Annotated in this window: 13 protein-coding genes; 6 read left to right on the forward strand and 7 right to left on the reverse strand. The window is 43.3% G+C overall.

Annotation, left to right across the window (positions count from 1 at the left end):
- Positions 1-2: 2 nt before the first annotated feature.
- From ACP8HI_RS05145 to ACP8HI_RS05160, 4 genes are all read left to right on the forward strand, one after another.
- The gene (locus ACP8HI_RS05145; protein WP_438350057.1) at positions 3-737 is read left to right on the forward strand and encodes a metal ABC transporter ATP-binding protein; all 735 of its coding nucleotides are present in this window, start codon (positions 3-5) and stop codon (positions 735-737) included.
- A complete protein-coding gene (locus ACP8HI_RS05150) occupies positions 734-1,645 on the forward strand; it encodes a metal ABC transporter permease (RefSeq protein ID WP_438350058.1) in 912 nt (303 codons plus the stop codon). Before ACP8HI_RS05145 ends, ACP8HI_RS05150 begins: the two co-directional genes overlap by 4 nt.
- A 1-nt stretch (position 1,646) precedes the next feature.
- A complete protein-coding gene (locus tag ACP8HI_RS05155) occupies positions 1,647-2,510 on the forward strand; it encodes a metal ABC transporter permease (protein WP_438350059.1) in 864 nt (287 codons plus the stop codon).
- A gap of 272 nt (positions 2,511-2,782) precedes the next feature.
- Positions 2,783-3,295 (forward strand): hypothetical protein, encoded by a 513-nt coding sequence (locus ACP8HI_RS05160; RefSeq protein WP_438350060.1) that lies wholly within the window; start codon positions 2,783-2,785, stop codon positions 3,293-3,295.
- A gap of 100 nt (positions 3,296-3,395) precedes the next feature.
- Here ACP8HI_RS05160 and ACP8HI_RS05165 read toward each other — a convergent pair whose 3' ends face one another.
- The 4 genes from ACP8HI_RS05165 to ACP8HI_RS05180 are packed head-to-tail and all read right to left on the reverse strand — an operon-like array spanning position 3,396 to position 7,692.
- A complete protein-coding gene (locus ACP8HI_RS05165; protein ID WP_438350061.1) occupies positions 3,396-4,127 on the reverse strand; it encodes a class I SAM-dependent methyltransferase in 732 nt (243 codons plus the stop codon).
- Position 4,128: 1 nt separating this feature from the next.
- Complete coding sequence (locus ACP8HI_RS05170) at positions 4,129-4,980, reverse strand: hypothetical protein (RefSeq protein WP_438350062.1); 852 nt, start codon at positions 4,978-4,980, stop codon at positions 4,129-4,131.
- Positions 4,981-5,011: 31 nt separating this feature from the next.
- Positions 5,012-6,589, reverse strand: coding sequence for a glycosyltransferase family 2 protein (locus ACP8HI_RS05175; RefSeq protein WP_438350063.1), 1,578 nt, complete (start codon positions 6,587-6,589; stop codon positions 5,012-5,014).
- The gene (locus ACP8HI_RS05180) at positions 6,586-7,692 is read right to left on the reverse strand and encodes a tetratricopeptide repeat-containing glycosyltransferase family 2 protein (RefSeq protein WP_438350064.1); all 1,107 of its coding nucleotides are present in this window, start codon (positions 7,690-7,692) and stop codon (positions 6,586-6,588) included. The genes ACP8HI_RS05175 and ACP8HI_RS05180 overlap by 4 nt, the downstream gene beginning before the upstream one ends.
- 188 nt (positions 7,693-7,880) lie before the next feature.
- Here ACP8HI_RS05180 and ACP8HI_RS05185 point away from each other — a divergent pair, with 188 nt between their 5' ends.
- The gene (locus tag ACP8HI_RS05185) at positions 7,881-11,045 is read left to right on the forward strand and encodes an exosporium glycoprotein BclB-related protein (RefSeq protein ID WP_438350065.1); all 3,165 of its coding nucleotides are present in this window, start codon (positions 7,881-7,883) and stop codon (positions 11,043-11,045) included.
- A 242-nt stretch (positions 11,046-11,287) separates the two neighbouring features.
- On the opposite strand, the gene ACP8HI_RS05190 is transcribed toward ACP8HI_RS05185, so the two are convergent.
- The 3 genes from ACP8HI_RS05190 to ACP8HI_RS05200 all read right to left on the reverse strand — a co-directional run bounded on the left by ACP8HI_RS05190 (position 11,288) and on the right by ACP8HI_RS05200 (position 13,295).
- Positions 11,288-11,656 (reverse strand): phosphotransferase, encoded by a 369-nt coding sequence (locus tag ACP8HI_RS05190; RefSeq protein WP_438351711.1) that lies wholly within the window; start codon positions 11,654-11,656, stop codon positions 11,288-11,290.
- A gap of 659 nt (positions 11,657-12,315) precedes the next feature.
- Positions 12,316-12,558 carry a hypothetical protein gene (locus ACP8HI_RS05195; protein ID WP_438350066.1) on the reverse strand — a complete coding sequence of 81 codons (243 nt, stop codon included), beginning with the start codon at positions 12,556-12,558 and terminating at the stop codon, positions 12,316-12,318.
- 110 nt (positions 12,559-12,668) lie between these two features.
- Entirely contained in the window at positions 12,669-13,295 is a 627-nt protein-coding gene (locus ACP8HI_RS05200; protein WP_438350067.1) for a hypothetical protein, read from the reverse strand.
- Positions 13,296-14,023: 728 nt separating this feature from the next.
- Between ACP8HI_RS05200 and galU the strand changes: the two genes are divergently transcribed.
- The gene (galU, locus tag ACP8HI_RS05205; protein ID WP_438350068.1) at positions 14,024-14,893 is read left to right on the forward strand and encodes a UTP--glucose-1-phosphate uridylyltransferase GalU; all 870 of its coding nucleotides are present in this window, start codon (positions 14,024-14,026) and stop codon (positions 14,891-14,893) included.
- Positions 14,894-15,142: the final 249 nt, after the last annotated feature.

A 15,142-nucleotide genomic window follows, 5' to 3' on the forward strand; every position in this document is an offset into this window, starting at 1 on the left:
CTATGGACGTATTAAATGTAAATGATCTAACAGCTTCATATCGGAAGAACAAAGTGTTGAATGATGTATCCTTCAATGTGCAACCTGGTTCGTTAACGAGTATTGTAGGCCCAAATGGAGCTGGGAAATCCACACTGTTGAAAGTAATGCTAGAACTACATCCTAAGCTTTCTGGGGAAGTTGCTTTCTTCGGTTCAACGTTGAACAAGATGAAAACAAGAGTGGGATATGTACCACAGCGTGGATCTGTCGACTGGGACTTCCCAACGGACGCACTTGATGTTGTGTTAATGGGATTGTACGGAAAGGTTGGTTGGCTGAAATGGCCGAAGCGCGAGCATCGGGAAAAGGCGATGGAGTCGCTTGAGAAAATGGGGATGGCTGATTATGCTGGTCGTCAAATTAGTCAGCTCTCTGGCGGACAGCAACAGCGTGTATTCTTGGCTCGGGCCCTTGTGCAGGAAGCCGACCTATACTTCATGGATGAGCCATTGGCTGGAGTAGATGCGGCTACAGAGCAGGCGATCATGACGATTCTTAATGAGTTAAAAATGAAGGGGAAAACAGTGATGGTCGTACATCATGACTTGCAAACAGTCGAGGATTATTTCGATCATGTGCTGTTGTTAAACCGTACAGTTGTAGCCCATGGCACAACAAAGGAAGTTTTTACAAAGGATAATGTCTACCAAACGTATGGAGGAACACTCCGTTGGATGATGGAGGCAGCAACATGAATATTATACTGTCACATAATGCACAATGGGTTATTTTTAGTACATTAATTCTAGGTATGGCATCAGGTATGATGGGGTGTCTTTCCTATTGGAAGCGGCAAAGTCTGATGAGTGATGCCTTATCCCATGCCGCCCTCCCAGGCGTTGTTATAGGCTTTGCGTTGGTCGGTGTGAAGAGTTTACCGGTGATGATGGCAGGTGCAGCGATCAGTGCGGTTATTGCGGCTTTCCTCATTCAATGGATCCGTTCCTCAACCCGAATTAAAGAGGATACAGCAATGGGTATCATTCTGTCTGTGTTCTTCGGACTTGGGATTATGCTCCTTACGATGGTAAATCGGATGCCAGGTGGGAATCAGAGTGGGTTAGACAGTTTTATTTTTGGGCAAGCGGCTTCGATGGTTCGGAAAGATGTGTATACGATGCTCTTGCTTGCAGTACTGGTGATATTGGTCTTATTTATTGGATTTAAGGAATGGAAGATATTCTTGTTTGATCCTGATTTCGCGAGAGGACTCGGACTTTCAGGTCGACTGATGAACGCCATTTATTTAACGGTGCTAGTACTTGTTATTATTACAGGAATTCAGGTTGTTGGCGTCATTCTCATGTCAGCACTACTTATTATACCAGCAGTCAGCGCACGGTATTGGACACAATCCTTCAAATGGATGCTTATTTTATCGGCGCTATTTGGGGGTGGAGCTGGAATGATCGGAACGATCATTAGTACACTGGGTAAGGGATGGCCCACGGGACCATTTATAATAGTGACTTCATCTACATTATTTGTCATATCGCTCGTATTTGGTGCCCAGAAGGGGCTATTGATTCAAGCGTTACAGCTTCGCACGCAGAGAAAAGCGCATGTATCTTCACAATTTAATATTAAGCAAGGGGGGGAATAACATGTCGTATACCGCATGGATTTTACTCACTGCATCCCTTGTTGGATTATCTTGTGGATTGATGGGTGTCTTTCTTATCCTTCGAAGAATGGCTATGATGGCAGATGCAATTAGTCATTCTGTATTAATTGGTATTGTCAGCGCATATTTGATTACACGTGAACTGAGTGGTTGGCACATGATGGTTGGGGGGATTATTGCGGGTCTTCTAACAGCGGTGTTAGTTCAATGGTTTAATTCACGTGGGGTGCAGCAAGATGCCTCGATTGGTGTTGTATTTACTACGTTATTTGCCATTGGAGTCATTATGATTGCGACACAGGCTGGGAATGCACATCTTGATGTAAAACACGCACTCATGGGGGAAATCACGTTCGTTCCTTGGAATGTTGTACAATTGCCTTGGATAGGTGACATACCTGAGGCTACCCTAATCCTTATTATTGTATTAATTATCGTACTTGTTGCGATCCTGGCCTTTTATAAGGAGTGGAAGATCACGTCCTTTGATCCAATGCTTGCAGCAAGTATTGGTATTCCAGTGGCGCTGATGCATTATCTGTTCATGACATTAGTATCCGTTACAACTGTCGCGGCTTTTGATGCTGTGGGAGCCATTATGGTTGTTGCTATGCTTATTACACCCGCGGCTGCCGCCTATTTATGGACAGATCGGCTGTCGATCATGTTAGTTCTGAGTGGAACATTCGGTGTTCTATCTGCCATTGGTGGGTATTATATAGCGGTGTTCCTTGATACTTCAATTTCAGGTTCAATGGCTTTTGCAACAGGTCTAGTGTTTATGATTAGTTTCTTATGTTCACCAAAGCATGGGGTGCTTGCTCAGTACTTTCGAACGGCTTGATAAACCGATATGTTTCGAAATGGTAGATGAGAAATCTTAAATACCCCTCTGTATTACAGAGGGGTATTTGTGATAAATAATAGCGAGTTTGAAAAGAACAATATTTAAATAAATATGTAACTATATTGCAACGTTTGGCCATGATGAATCGTCTATATTATAAGAAGGGTCATCCATAGGAAAAAAGTGGTTCGAAATATTTTTAATAGGGTAAAGGTTTAGTATAGAAGTTGATTGTTACGTAATGATTACGTAACCAAAGGAGAATTTCCATGAGAAAAAAATCTACTCTAATCATGATGATTATGATGGTTGTCTTTTTACCTTTTATCACATCGGTAAGTGCAGTTGGATATGAGCCAATACAGGTGAAGCAGGATACAATCACAGCTTATATTACAATGCTTGAACATAAAGAGGGTCAGTTGTTTATCGAGGCAGACGCTATACAATGGTATGAAGGTGAAGTTGCGAGTAAGGTATTTCTGGAACGCGAACAAGAAACAGGTGATTTAGATGGCCCACCAGATGGATACTATATCCTAAATGACAGCGAAGAACTGGCAACATATAAAGTTTCAGACAACGTTGAAGTGCTAATGCAAATTTATGACCGTGACGGTACGTATGAAGGAATGGATATCATCTGGAATGAGTCTATTACTCTAAATAAGTTTCAATCGCTATTCGAGAATAACGAGTTCATGGATTTAAGTCAATTTCCTTATCATTTGACGATAGAAGATGGCGTTGTGGTTCGAATTGTTCAACAATATATTCCGTAGAAGCACCATAAATACTTTACGAAGAGAAGGACCGTTTCCGATGATATGTCATCGATTCGGTCCTTTTTTCACATATAAATGAATATGAAAATAGTATACGCTACTCTTCTTTTTTACCGACACTTACGAGTAAGTACCCTGGAAAGAAGTTTTGATCCTCAGCTGAAAGCTCTTGATACCATTGAATAATCGATTGTTTGATGATGTCTGATTGGGGAATAAAGTCAAGAAAATCTAAACTGTTCACAAAACCAATGTCTGTCTCACTAAGTAGAGGAATGCCACTACTTTCAAATTCATTCACTAGTGTTGTGACTGGCTCCTCCACACCATACATCCAGACACCTTGTTTCTCAGCATATGCTTTACCTACTCGATAGGGCAGACACTTTGCAAAGGGTGTTAAGATGAGAATGATTCCTCCTGGTTTGGTGATTCGATCCATTTCCTTTAGTATGTTCACTTTCTCTTCGAATGTAAAATGCTCTAATACTCCTGCGTTCCAAGTAAGATCATATTTGTTATCCGTTACTTGTATGTTGCGTATGTCGGACAAAATAAATGTTCCTTGGCAATTTTCGTGTCCGAACGCCTCCCGACTATTATCTAGTGCTTTCGCAGAATAATCTACAAGCGTTACTTGAGCACCTTCAGCGGCGAGTCGTAATGAAATTTTACCGGTACCAGAGCCTGCCTCCAGAATGTTTAAATTTTGAATGGGGTTGATCCATTTGCGGATCGTATCATAAATGACTTGACTGAGCGAATCCCAACGATATGAAACCTTATGTGACCATAATTTATCCCATACTTCTTTTTGTTGATCGACCATGTTAGTCCTCCTCACTAATAAATCGTTGAATGATCTGTTCGAATCTAATGTAATCAGAGTGAATATCTGATAGTCTCTTCAGACCATAAGCACCATATTGTTGGAATAGTCCCTTTGCATTTAAGGCGAAATCGATATGTTTGTCGTGAAGGGACATACGCTGTGCCATAGTGGCATGATATACCCAAGATTTCAAATAACATTTGGGGCGCCAGTTGTTTCTCGTTCCCATATAGTATGAGTAACCAAGAAGTAAACTGTCATCCTCATAACCTTGTTTACCTTGAAGAAATTGTATGTCGTAACCACCAATAGATCGTAAGGCGGTCGCTTTGTGTACAACAGGATGGACAAATCCCGGATGGACCAGATCTATGCTTAAACTCTCCAATTGAGCAATTAATTCACTGACTGATGAAGGTATGGTCGTATTTTGTCCGATAGGCTGTAATTCCCCATTCATTGTAATAATTCCAGGAGAAAGCATGGGCTCATCCGTGATATCTAAATATTCTATTAGAGGTACATACCAGTTCGGTGGAAACACCATATCTACATGAATTTCCGATATGTATTCTGTATCGGTATAGTGTTTCCAAATATATTCGAAGCAGCTTTGTCTTGCGCGTACAATCCCAATGTTCTGCCCATGACCGAGTATGACTGCAGGTAGTTTAAAGGATGCGCATAGCTGGTTCAATTGGTCATTACTCAATCCACCTTGATTATAAATAATGACCAGAGCATCATCTGATAAGGCCAAGCTTTCAAAACATGCGGATACCATCGTTAAATCTTCTACATGTAAAGGTTCGTTACGAATAAGAAGAGGCATTGTATGAATGATTCTCATTGGGAACTCCTTTCCAATCGATGATTCGTACTCATTCTACCCAGGGCACTAAATTTGGATGTTCGTCTAGAATCGAGGCGTATTGCTCCTTCCAGCCGAATTCGGCATTAGGATCCAGTGCGTTATATCTTAAATATTTCTCAAGACGGTATTCAGGTCGTGACCATCCAAGATGCTTCAGACGAAGGCCAGATAAGAAGTATGGTAATGCGAAGATATTCTCTGGAAATCTGCCACAATGCTGAGCGGTTTCTTTCCATTGGAATACAAAGTCTGGTTTATATCGAATGAGAAAAGGACGGTAATGAAAGTGAGCCTGCCAATAGAGATCTTCCCTGTAATGATCTTTGTTCCAAAAGTCGTAAAGACGAAAGCAGATTAGATCTACTTCGGTATTTCGAAGCATTGGGCGGATGTCTTGTGCAAATCGAGGTTCGAACATTTCATCAGCATTTAAATTAAGGATCCAATCCGGGTTGCTCTTCAGGACTTCTTCCCACTGTTGCTTGCGCAGATCGATCTCATTTGAGAACTTAGAGACAATGTTGTGGATGATGCGTACAGGAATGCCTTCAAGAACTTCACGACATAAATCAATGGTTGTATCGCTACTGCCATCGTCAATAATAACGGCTTCATCAATGTATTTACGGTGTTCCTCAAGCACTTGTCTGAGAAAGCGAGAACTCTCATTCTTTACGACCATCGTTAGAGTCAATTTGTGGTTCTCATGAATGACTTCTACATGGGGTGTATCTTGAATTTCTGCTGGCGACAGTATTTCGTCAATAGGAAGGATTCCAGATTCCTTTTTGAAAGAAGCTACTTTATCTAGTTCAGAATCTCGGTATAAATGGAGTGCAGGATAATGTGTGTCTACATATAATGGGATGTCTAATGCTGCCGCACGGATACAGAAATGGCGATCTTCTCCCCAGAAGGAGATATTACGAATTGGATTGAAGTTGACACCTGATTGAATGGCATGCTGACTAATTAAAGTACAGGCTCCTAAGCCACCCACTTCATATATTCCGGGGTTCTTGAGTTTCGTAATGAATTGTTCGAATCGAATTGCGATTTCTTGTGCAGAAAGTTGCTCCCCAAGTTGTTGTTCCCATTGGTCGTATTCGTCTCGCATCCATACTTGAGGTTGGAACATCTTGTTCGGCTGCCACTGAGTCCAGAATATTTCAGATATAATATCTTTATCGGCCGCAACCAAATGCTCAATTGTATCTGGGTGGAGAATGAGGTCAGAGTCGATGAGAAATAAGTAATCATATTGTAATTGAGCGGCATGCTGAATCATCATGTTCTTGAAGTTGGCTACTTTCCAAATCAAACTAGAGTTCCATAAATGTGTAGTGTTATCTCGAACATATTCGTCAGAATATCCAGAAGATTGTAGGAGTACGAGCTCGGATTGTTGGGAGAATTGTTGAAGAATATCACTTGATTTCTGATCTATATTGTCGTCGATGAAATAATAGTACAGTTCAACTTGATGTTGTTTCAAATGAAGCAGAGAAGAGAGAAATTCCAGCAGAATGGCAGGTTTTTGATGAATAGGGCTACCAATTAATATACGTTTCTTAGGAGGACTCATAGTACATCACCAGGGATAGTCGTTACCTCTACTTTGTGAAGAATGGATTCTAAATAGGTTTTATTCTGATGAATTTTTGGGTCGTCATTACGATATTGTCGAGCTTTTTCGTTATGTTCGTAAGCAAGCACATAATTTCCAATTCGATCGTAGCAAACACATAACTGTAGTTGAGGAAGCCAAGTCGAGCAAGCGAGGTTTCTGAAACCCCAATGATCAGTAACCGGTTCAAGTCTAGTAGCTGTATCGTACCAGAATATGGCGTTATTAATTTGGTTGTGCTGTAGAAAGTGATAGCCTATTCTGCAACAAAATTCAGCACGTGGAGAATCATATTGGAGTGATCTTAAGGCCGATTCTAATGCTTTCTGTTCATTATTTAGGCCATGGTAGCAATCGGATAATTTCCCACAAGCTGAAATATTATCTTCGATCCAGCCTTCTTTCGTATTAAGAAATTTCTCGTAGAAAGTAATAGCGCGTTCGTACATTTGATGGTCTAACAATTCGTTAGCGAAATAATAAAGGTCACGAGGAGAGAATTGTTCGCCAAGAGAGAGGCGTTGCTCATAGATGCTAAGGTTTCGATCACTGTCATGATGAACGCTACTATGAGTTACAGCAATATCGCTATTGATGATGTTTCCACGTACTTCGAGGTATTCGTGAACCGCACCAATCCAACGGAATTGGTTACTTCGTTTAACAAGTCGATTACGTCTGTTACTGGATGTGACATTCCCATAAGAATCGAAGCCCAAATGATATTCCATGGTAACGGAGTCAACAGATGTGTCCAGTGTTTGTTTTAAAGTGTTCAAACGAAGGTTATCTTCTTTTTTTACTACATCATCTGCATCTAGCCATAGAATATAGTCTTTTGTAGCTTGGCTGAACGCATAATTACGTGCAGCTGCAAAATCATCAATCCATTTGAAATCATAAAGTTGTTTTGTGTATTTCTGTGCAATCATCTTGGTGAGATCTGTCGAACCCGTGTCCACAATGATGATTTCATCCACTATATTTGCTACTGAAGATAAACACCGATCAAGGGTTTGTTCTTCATTTTTCACAATTAAGCAGAGACTTATCGTTATCATAAAACCCCTCCGAATATAGGCATATTTAGACTGTATGTTTTTCAAAAAAAAAATATTCCCGACAAAATTTTCCGTTAAGTTGTAACATATGCTATTCCTCGGAATATGTTGTTAATATCTGCGAATGGGGCAGTTTCTCGGTTTTTATAGTTATTCAGGTTAAAAGATTAAGGAGGAGATAAAGTCAGATGAGCGATGATAAACCGAGTAAAGGCGATGGCAACCACGGGGAAAAAGGTGGAAGTAAAAATAAAGAATGTAAAAAATTGTTGAAAATATTAATTGAGCTTTCTGAAGCGGTCTCCCGAGTACTTACAACTCCAACAACACTTCATATTGCTAATTTACAAAGAGTGTTGAGACAACTTATGAAGTTTTTGAAAAAAACAAAGTTATGTAAATCAGAACGAGCTGAGCTTCAAGCCATATTGGAATTAACTATCGTATCAACTGAAGTAACACCTTTCTCAGTTATAAGTGTTGGAACAAACTTGCAACAATTGTTAGCAGATTTATTAGCAATTGTTCTTGTCATGCATGTAGACACTTGCTGCAAGGATGACTTGGTTATTCAAATTAAACGTATTCAGGTTTCTATTTCACTAGCTCTTGGATTACCGATTATTGGGACACCAGGTCCACAAGGTCCAACGGGAGCACCAGGAGCACCAGGAGCGCCAGGTGTACAAGGAGTACCAGGTGTACAAGGAGTACCAGGAGTACCAGGGATGCCAGGAGCACAGGGAGATCCGGGTGTACCAGGAGCGACAGGAGCTCAAGGCGATCCAGGTGCAACAGGAGCGCAAGGAGATCCAGGTGTATCAGGAGCCCAAGGCGATCCAGGTGCAACAGGAGCGCAAGGAGATCCGGGTGTATCAGGAGCCCAAGGCGATCCAGGTGCAACAGGAGCGCAAGGAGATCCAGGTGCAACAGGAGCGCAAGGAGATCCAGGTGCAACAGGAGCGCAAGGAGATCAGGGTGTAGCAGGAGCCCAGGGAGATGCAGGTGCAACAGGAGCCCAAGGAGATCCGGGAGCAACAGGAGCACAAGGAGATGCAGGAGCAACAGGAGCACAAGGAGATCCAGGAGCGACAGGTGCGCAGGGAGATCCGGGAGCAACAGGAGCACAAGGAGATGCAGGTGCAACAGGAGCACAAGGAGATGCAGGTGCAACAGGAGCACAAGGAGACCCGGGAGTAACCGGAGCGCAAGGTGACCCGGGAGTAACAGGAGCGCAAGGTGACCCGGGAGTAACAGGAGCGCAAGGTGACCCGGGAGCAACAGGAGCACAGGGAGACCCGGGAGTAACCGGAGCGCAAGGTGACCCGGGAGCAACAGGAGCACAAGGCGATCCAGGAGCGACAGGTGCGCAAGGAGATCCAGGTGCAACAGGAGCACAAGGAGATGCAGGAGCAACAGGGGCGCAAGGCGATCCGGGTGCAACAGGTGCACAAGGAGATCCAGGAGCAACAGGAGCTCAAGGCGATCCAGGAGCAACAGGAGCTCAAGGCGATCCAGGAGCAACAGGAGCGCAAGGAGATCCAGGAGCAACAGGAGCACAAGGAGATGCAGGTGCAACAGGAGCTCAAGGCGATCCAGGAGCGACAGGTGCGCAAGGAGATCCAGGAGCAACAGGAGCGCAAGGAGATCCGGGAGCGACAGGTGCGCAAGGAGATCCAGGAGCAACAGGAGCGCAAGGAGATCCGGGAGCAACAGGAGCGCAAGGTGACCCGGGAGCAACAGGAGCACAAGGAGATGCAGGTGCAACAGGAGCTCAAGGCGATCCAGGAGCAACAGGAGCGCAAGGAGATCCAGGAGCAACAGGAGCGCAAGGTGACCCGGGAGTAACAGGAGCGCAAGGTGACCCGGGAGCAACAGGAGCACAGGGAGACCCGGGAGTAACCGGAGCGCAAGGTGACCCGGGAGCAACAGGAGCACAAGGCGATCCAGGAGCGACAGGTGCGCAAGGAGATCCAGGTGCAACAGGAGCACAAGGAGATGCAGGAGCAACAGGGGCGCAAGGCGATCCGGGTGCAACAGGTGCACAAGGAGATCCGGGAGCAACAGGAGCTCAAGGCGATCCAGGAGCAACAGGAGCTCAAGGCGATCCAGGAGCAACAGGAGCGCAAGGAGATCCAGGAGCAACAGGAGCACAAGGAGATGCAGGTGCAACAGGAGCTCAAGGCGATCCAGGAGCGACAGGTGCGCAAGGAGATCCAGGAGCAACAGGAGCGCAAGGCGATCCAGGAGCAACGGGAGCACAAGGAGATCCGGGAGCAACAGGAGCGCAAGGTGACCCGGGAGCGACAGGAGCGCAAGGAGATCCAGGTGCAACAGGAGCACAAGGAGATGCAGGTGCAACAGGAGCACAAGGAGATGCAGGTGCAACAGGAGCTCAAGGCGATCCAGGAGCGACAGGTGCGCAAGGAGATCCAGGAGCAACGGGAGCAACAGGAGCGCAAGGCGATCCAGGAGCAACGGGAGCACAAGGAGATCCGGGAGCAACAGGAGCGCAAGGTGACCCGGGAGCGACAGGAGCGCAAGGAGATCCAGGTGCAACAGGAGCACAAGGTGACCCGGGAGCAACAGGAGCACAAGGCGATCCGGGTGCAACAGGAGCTCAAGGCGATCCAGGAGCGACAGGTGCGCAAGGAGATCCAGGTGCAACAGGAGCTCAAGGCGATCCGGGAGCAACAGGAGCACAAGGCGATCCGGGTGCAACAGGAGCTCAAGGCGATCCAGGAGCGACAGGTGCGCAAGGAGATCCAGGTGCAACAGGAGCTCAAGGCGATCCGGGAGCAACAGGAGCACAAGGAGACCGGGGAGCTACGGGAATAGCAGGTGCAGGTGCAATCATACCTCTCGCATCTGGAGGACCTATTATTATGACCACAGTTTTAGGCGGATTAGTCGGAACAACGAGTCTTGTAGGATTTGGAAGTTCTGCCACAGGTATATCTCTTCTTGGTGGTAATATAGATCTGACGGGTGGTATTGCCGGCCCACTTATCAACCTTGCATTTTCAGTTCCACGTGCAGGAACGATAACATCCATTGCTGCTTACTTCAGTACGACGATAGGTTTAAGCGTTCTTGGAACTGTAACTATTACTGCTTCATTGTTTCAGTCTGTGTTACCTAATAACGTATTCAGTCCAGTACCGGGGGCTACAGTAACACTTTCTCCAAGCCTCACAGGACTTATAAGTTTAGGGGATATTACGAAGGGGATTACGACGGGTTTGAGTATTCCTGTAACTCCTCAGACACGTTTACTACTGGTATTCTCAGCCTCGAGTACTCTTGTTAATACAATCACTGGGTATGCTAGCGCCGGCTTTACAATTTCGTAAGAGAATATTGCTATATTCATTTTAAGACACCAATATGGTGTCTTTTTTTCAGTGTGCCCCTGAAACTGTTTCTCCCGTTTTCTTCTATCAGAGTCATTCGCGAGTCGGGGTGAGAACACAGAGTCCATCGGTAGCAGACTTCCAGTGTTGATCACTCTTCTCTTAGCTTAAAAGACGGCGTCTAAGACGTGGATACTGGTTCCGTAGTATCGTTAGTATGGCGGGATGGGGAGGAGCATTTTCTATACACGCAAATGTTCTAGCAAATAGCATGTTTTGCCGTACTCCTTTTCTAAGAAACTGTATAATTCCTCGACAGACATGTATTTATACAAACGCTTTTCTAGAAAGCGGCAAAAGGTGTGAGGGAAGGATAGATCCACAAATAGCAGCTTCAATTGCCAATCGTTTAAAGAGTTTTCCCGAATATAATGAAGTAGAATATTTTGAAAAATAGTATGATCCCAGGTGTGATGGCGTTTCATTATGCTGGATAAAAGACGTCCGATGTCTTTAGATGGATGGTCATAACGAACGAATTCCCAGTCAATGATATAAAGCAGATCCGCTGCATGCAGTATATTCTCGCTGTGAAAATACCCATGGGAAATATAATGTTCATATACAGGACTATCTTTCCACTCTTAGAACTGGCGATGATCTCTAAGATGTTGCACCATCAAACTTCCTGATTCATGGAAATAATCGAGATACTCTGAAATGATCTTTTTCTTAGTAGCCCGTGTTGTCGAATATCGTTCTTTCCAGTTGGAGATCACAGTGAGCTTTCTTTCGTATTTGTGTTCCCAGTAGTGTTCGTTAGCATAATCAGGACCGAATGATGAGTGAAGTCCGAGAGAAGCGGCATGCATATTACCAAATAAGGTGGCTTTACTTGCGATAGCATCTGGAGAAAATGTGTGGGATGAGGTACCTTGTATCTTTTCCTGTAGGACATAATGATGATCTTTCCATTCTAGATAGGGTTCTCCGGCTAGGGTAGGGAAATTGATTGGAATGGCCGTTTCTCTGGATCTTAAATAGTGCTCAACTTCTAGAATGAAACGAAGGTTCTATCGGTCTTATGAAGAATCTCGTAGTTTTCGATGATAATACCATAATATGAGGAAGCGGCTTTCAGTAGAGGGTCAAGCATGTTATGATAACCACCTTTCTAAACAATAGTTGATAGAAAGACTTGGATATTTAACGATATTCAGCCCCTTTCAAGGAGAAAGAGGCTGAATATCGTTTGGTAATCGTATTAGTACTAGTCGCTAGAACTTGAACTTGAATCTGAATTTGAATCTGAATCATCTTTGACAACGATATAATCGCCATAGGGGATAAAGGTTGCAGCATCAGCTGTAGTAAGACCATTATATGGAATCCAGGAAGTTTGAAGATTAGCAACTACATCGGCTGGAACGTTGGCAAGTTCAGCCATTGCTACGCCATAGAAGAATCCTACAACACTGCTGAGTTCAAGCAATCCTCCGATTATGATCGACATTGAAATCGCCTTTCGCCTCAACTCGTAACACTGAATTGCCTAATTCATTATAATCAAAAGTCTTTTCAAGACGAAGACAGCTCATCGGATCGAATTTGTGCCAGCCTAGTTTAAATTCCTGTTCGATAACGGATTATATATGAAACTTCTTTCTGATATGGATGCACCTCAATTCCAAGCCGATCTGCGATAGTCACGAACACGAGCTCGTCGACGCCAAAGGCTTGAGTTTCCTGCAGGGTTTTATGAAATAAGTCATATTTATCAGAAGTTAGCAAGTACTTTACTAATCTTTTGCTGTAGACCTGTCCTACGTTAAATGATTCATAATAGGGTTCTTGTCTCAGTTGAATGAGGCAATAAAAATCGTCATCAGGAATTTTTGTTTCGACTCCCAAATAATCATAGGATTTATTGATATCTTCAAGCCATCGCATCACTTCTAGCGTAAAGATAGAGGTGACACCATAAGACAATTTCCTGCTGGTTGGGCAAACGGGATAGCCCAATCCCTCACACAGTTCGGAGTCGTTACCTCCGTTGAATAATACGCCAGAGCTATCTGGACAATAGCATCGGATGTTGTCGAGTAAATTGATGACGACATACCTTTGGCTGTGTACCAGAATAGCGAAACAAATTCTCTTGTGTCTATCTATTTTATAACTGGTGCTCTCAGTACTCTCCGTGTTGTACGTACTGTCTGTACTCTCAGTGTACTTGCTGTACTCTGCCAAGGCGTTCAACCTCTGGTGGTATTATATGATGAAATGTATTAAACGATTGGGCGTTAGCGGAAATAGATTGCTCAAATAAATGTACGAGTGTACCTATCAATAGGAGGGCTATGATCATAATATGGAGCACAGCAAGATTATGAAAGGAAGTGTGCCCGTTGGCTTACAAAAGGATCGATCGCTTAGTGAGCGTGGTAATACCTTGTTATAATGCGGATCCAGAATTGGAGATCGTGCACAGATATTTCGCGATTTGCACTTCGGCAGACACATTCTAATATCGATCTTATTGGCACCAACTATATGGCTTTTGAGGATGACGATGTTGATAAACAGATAGTATCGAACTGACTTAGTTACGGGGATGATATCCACATTCAATATGCGCAAGGAGAACATTGCGTCTCACATCCTACAGCTCTTTTTCGCGGAAGCGTGTTTGACGAAATAGGCGGGTTAACTCGAAATATAAATGGGGCGGAAGATAACGAATATATGGTTAAGTTTATTCAAAATGATTATGAGTGAAACGATTCACCATCTTAAGGAGTTGCGACAGTATGTATCTGAACGATTTACGAAAGAGAAGATGGCAGATGGCTGATTATCAATATATAACAATATTATAAATTAATGACGGAATGTTAAGTTAAATGCGACAGGGTTTGGCAATTCGCCAAATAGAATAATTATCTGCAGTAATGTGCCTAATAGGAGGATGATTGTGGATGAAGGTGAGAAAAGCTATAATTCCCGCCGCAGGATTAGGCACTCGGTTTCTTCCGTTTTCCAAAGCAGTGCCCAAAGAAATGCTACCTGTTTTGGACAAACCGGCGATTCAATATATTGTCGAAGAAGCGGTTGCTTCAGGAATAGAAGATATAATTATCGTGACGGGGAAAAATAAACGTTCGATAGAAGATCATTTTGATAAGAATGCCGAACTGGAATTATATTTACAATCTACTGGGAAGCTCGATAAATTAAAGCTAATCAAGGACGTTACGAATATAGCTAATATTTATTACGTAAGACAAAAAGAAGCTTTGGGGCTGGGAGATGCGATCTTGACTGCTCGGAGCTTTATTGGAAATGAACCATTTGCTGTGCTACTTGGAGATATGATTATGGATGATTCGCAACCGAGCACGAAGCAATTAATCAATGTTTATCAGAAACAGAAGGCGCCTGTCATTGCAGTAGAACAAGTTGATCGTTCGGAAATTGGGAATTATGGTATCGTACTCGGACAACAAATGGATGATCGACTGTATCGTGTTCACACACTTGTGGAGAAACCCCAAACTGAGATTTCTTCGAATATGGCAATCATGGGACGTTATATATTAGAGCCAAGGATCTTTGAAATTCTTAGTAATACAAAACCTGGACTAGGTAAAGAGATTCAATTAACGGATGCTCTTCAAACACTAGCTCGCGAACAATCGCTTTATGCATATTTACATGAAGGTAAGCTTTATGATGTCGGTAACAAACTCGGCTATTTGAAAGTATCTATAGAATGGTGTTTAAAAGATAAAGAAATACGAGGTCCCTTTTACACTTATCTTAAGGAGTTGCTAGCCGAAAAAGAGTGAATTTATTGAAGTGCATGATCCTTTAGCGGAACTTGTAGCTATGAGAATCTATATATTTAATAGGCGGGAGATCTTGATTAATAAGGACTCCTGTTATTAGTTTTAACCTTTTGATATTACATATTCATCACGAAAAAGATCATTCAAACGTATATATATAGATTAAGACATGAATATAGAATATCCGCCATAAACTGAATATTACTGCATATTCCCATAAGTGATATCATGCAGTTAGAACAGCATCAT

The sequence above is a fragment of the Paenibacillus sp. FA6 genome, from assembly GCF_051550225.1.
GTDB lineage: Bacteria > Bacillota > Bacilli > Paenibacillales > Paenibacillaceae > Paenibacillus_AQ.

What these genes read in the sequence shown, in the direction of transcription:
- ACP8HI_RS05170 (WP_438350062.1), bottom strand. Translation starts at nt 4,980, where the DNA reads ATGAGAATCATTCATACAATGCCTCTTCTTATTCGTAACGAACCTTTA.
- ACP8HI_RS05165 (WP_438350061.1), bottom strand. Translation starts at nt 4,127, where the DNA reads ATGGTCGATCAACAAAAAGAAGTATGGGATAAATTATGGTCACATAAG.
- ACP8HI_RS05145 (WP_438350057.1), top strand. Translation starts at nt 3, where the DNA reads ATGGACGTATTAAATGTAAATGATCTAACAGCTTCATATCGGAAGAAC.
- ACP8HI_RS05180 (WP_438350064.1), bottom strand. Translation starts at nt 7,692, where the DNA reads ATGATAACGATAAGTCTCTGCTTAATTGTGAAAAATGAAGAACAAACC.
- ACP8HI_RS05160 (WP_438350060.1), top strand. Translation starts at nt 2,783, where the DNA reads ATGAGAAAAAAATCTACTCTAATCATGATGATTATGATGGTTGTCTTT.
- galU (WP_438350068.1), top strand. Translation starts at nt 14,024, where the DNA reads ATGAAGGTGAGAAAAGCTATAATTCCCGCCGCAGGATTAGGCACTCGG.
- ACP8HI_RS05175 (WP_438350063.1), bottom strand. Translation starts at nt 6,589, where the DNA reads ATGAGTCCTCCTAAGAAACGTATATTAATTGGTAGCCCTATTCATCAA.
- ACP8HI_RS05195 (WP_438350066.1), bottom strand. Translation starts at nt 12,558, where the DNA reads ATGTCGATCATAATCGGAGGATTGCTTGAACTCAGCAGTGTTGTAGGA.
- ACP8HI_RS05150 (WP_438350058.1), top strand. Translation starts at nt 734, where the DNA reads ATGAATATTATACTGTCACATAATGCACAATGGGTTATTTTTAGTACA.
- ACP8HI_RS05155 (WP_438350059.1), top strand. Translation starts at nt 1,647, where the DNA reads ATGTCGTATACCGCATGGATTTTACTCACTGCATCCCTTGTTGGATTA.
- ACP8HI_RS05185 (WP_438350065.1), top strand. Translation starts at nt 7,881, where the DNA reads ATGAGCGATGATAAACCGAGTAAAGGCGATGGCAACCACGGGGAAAAA.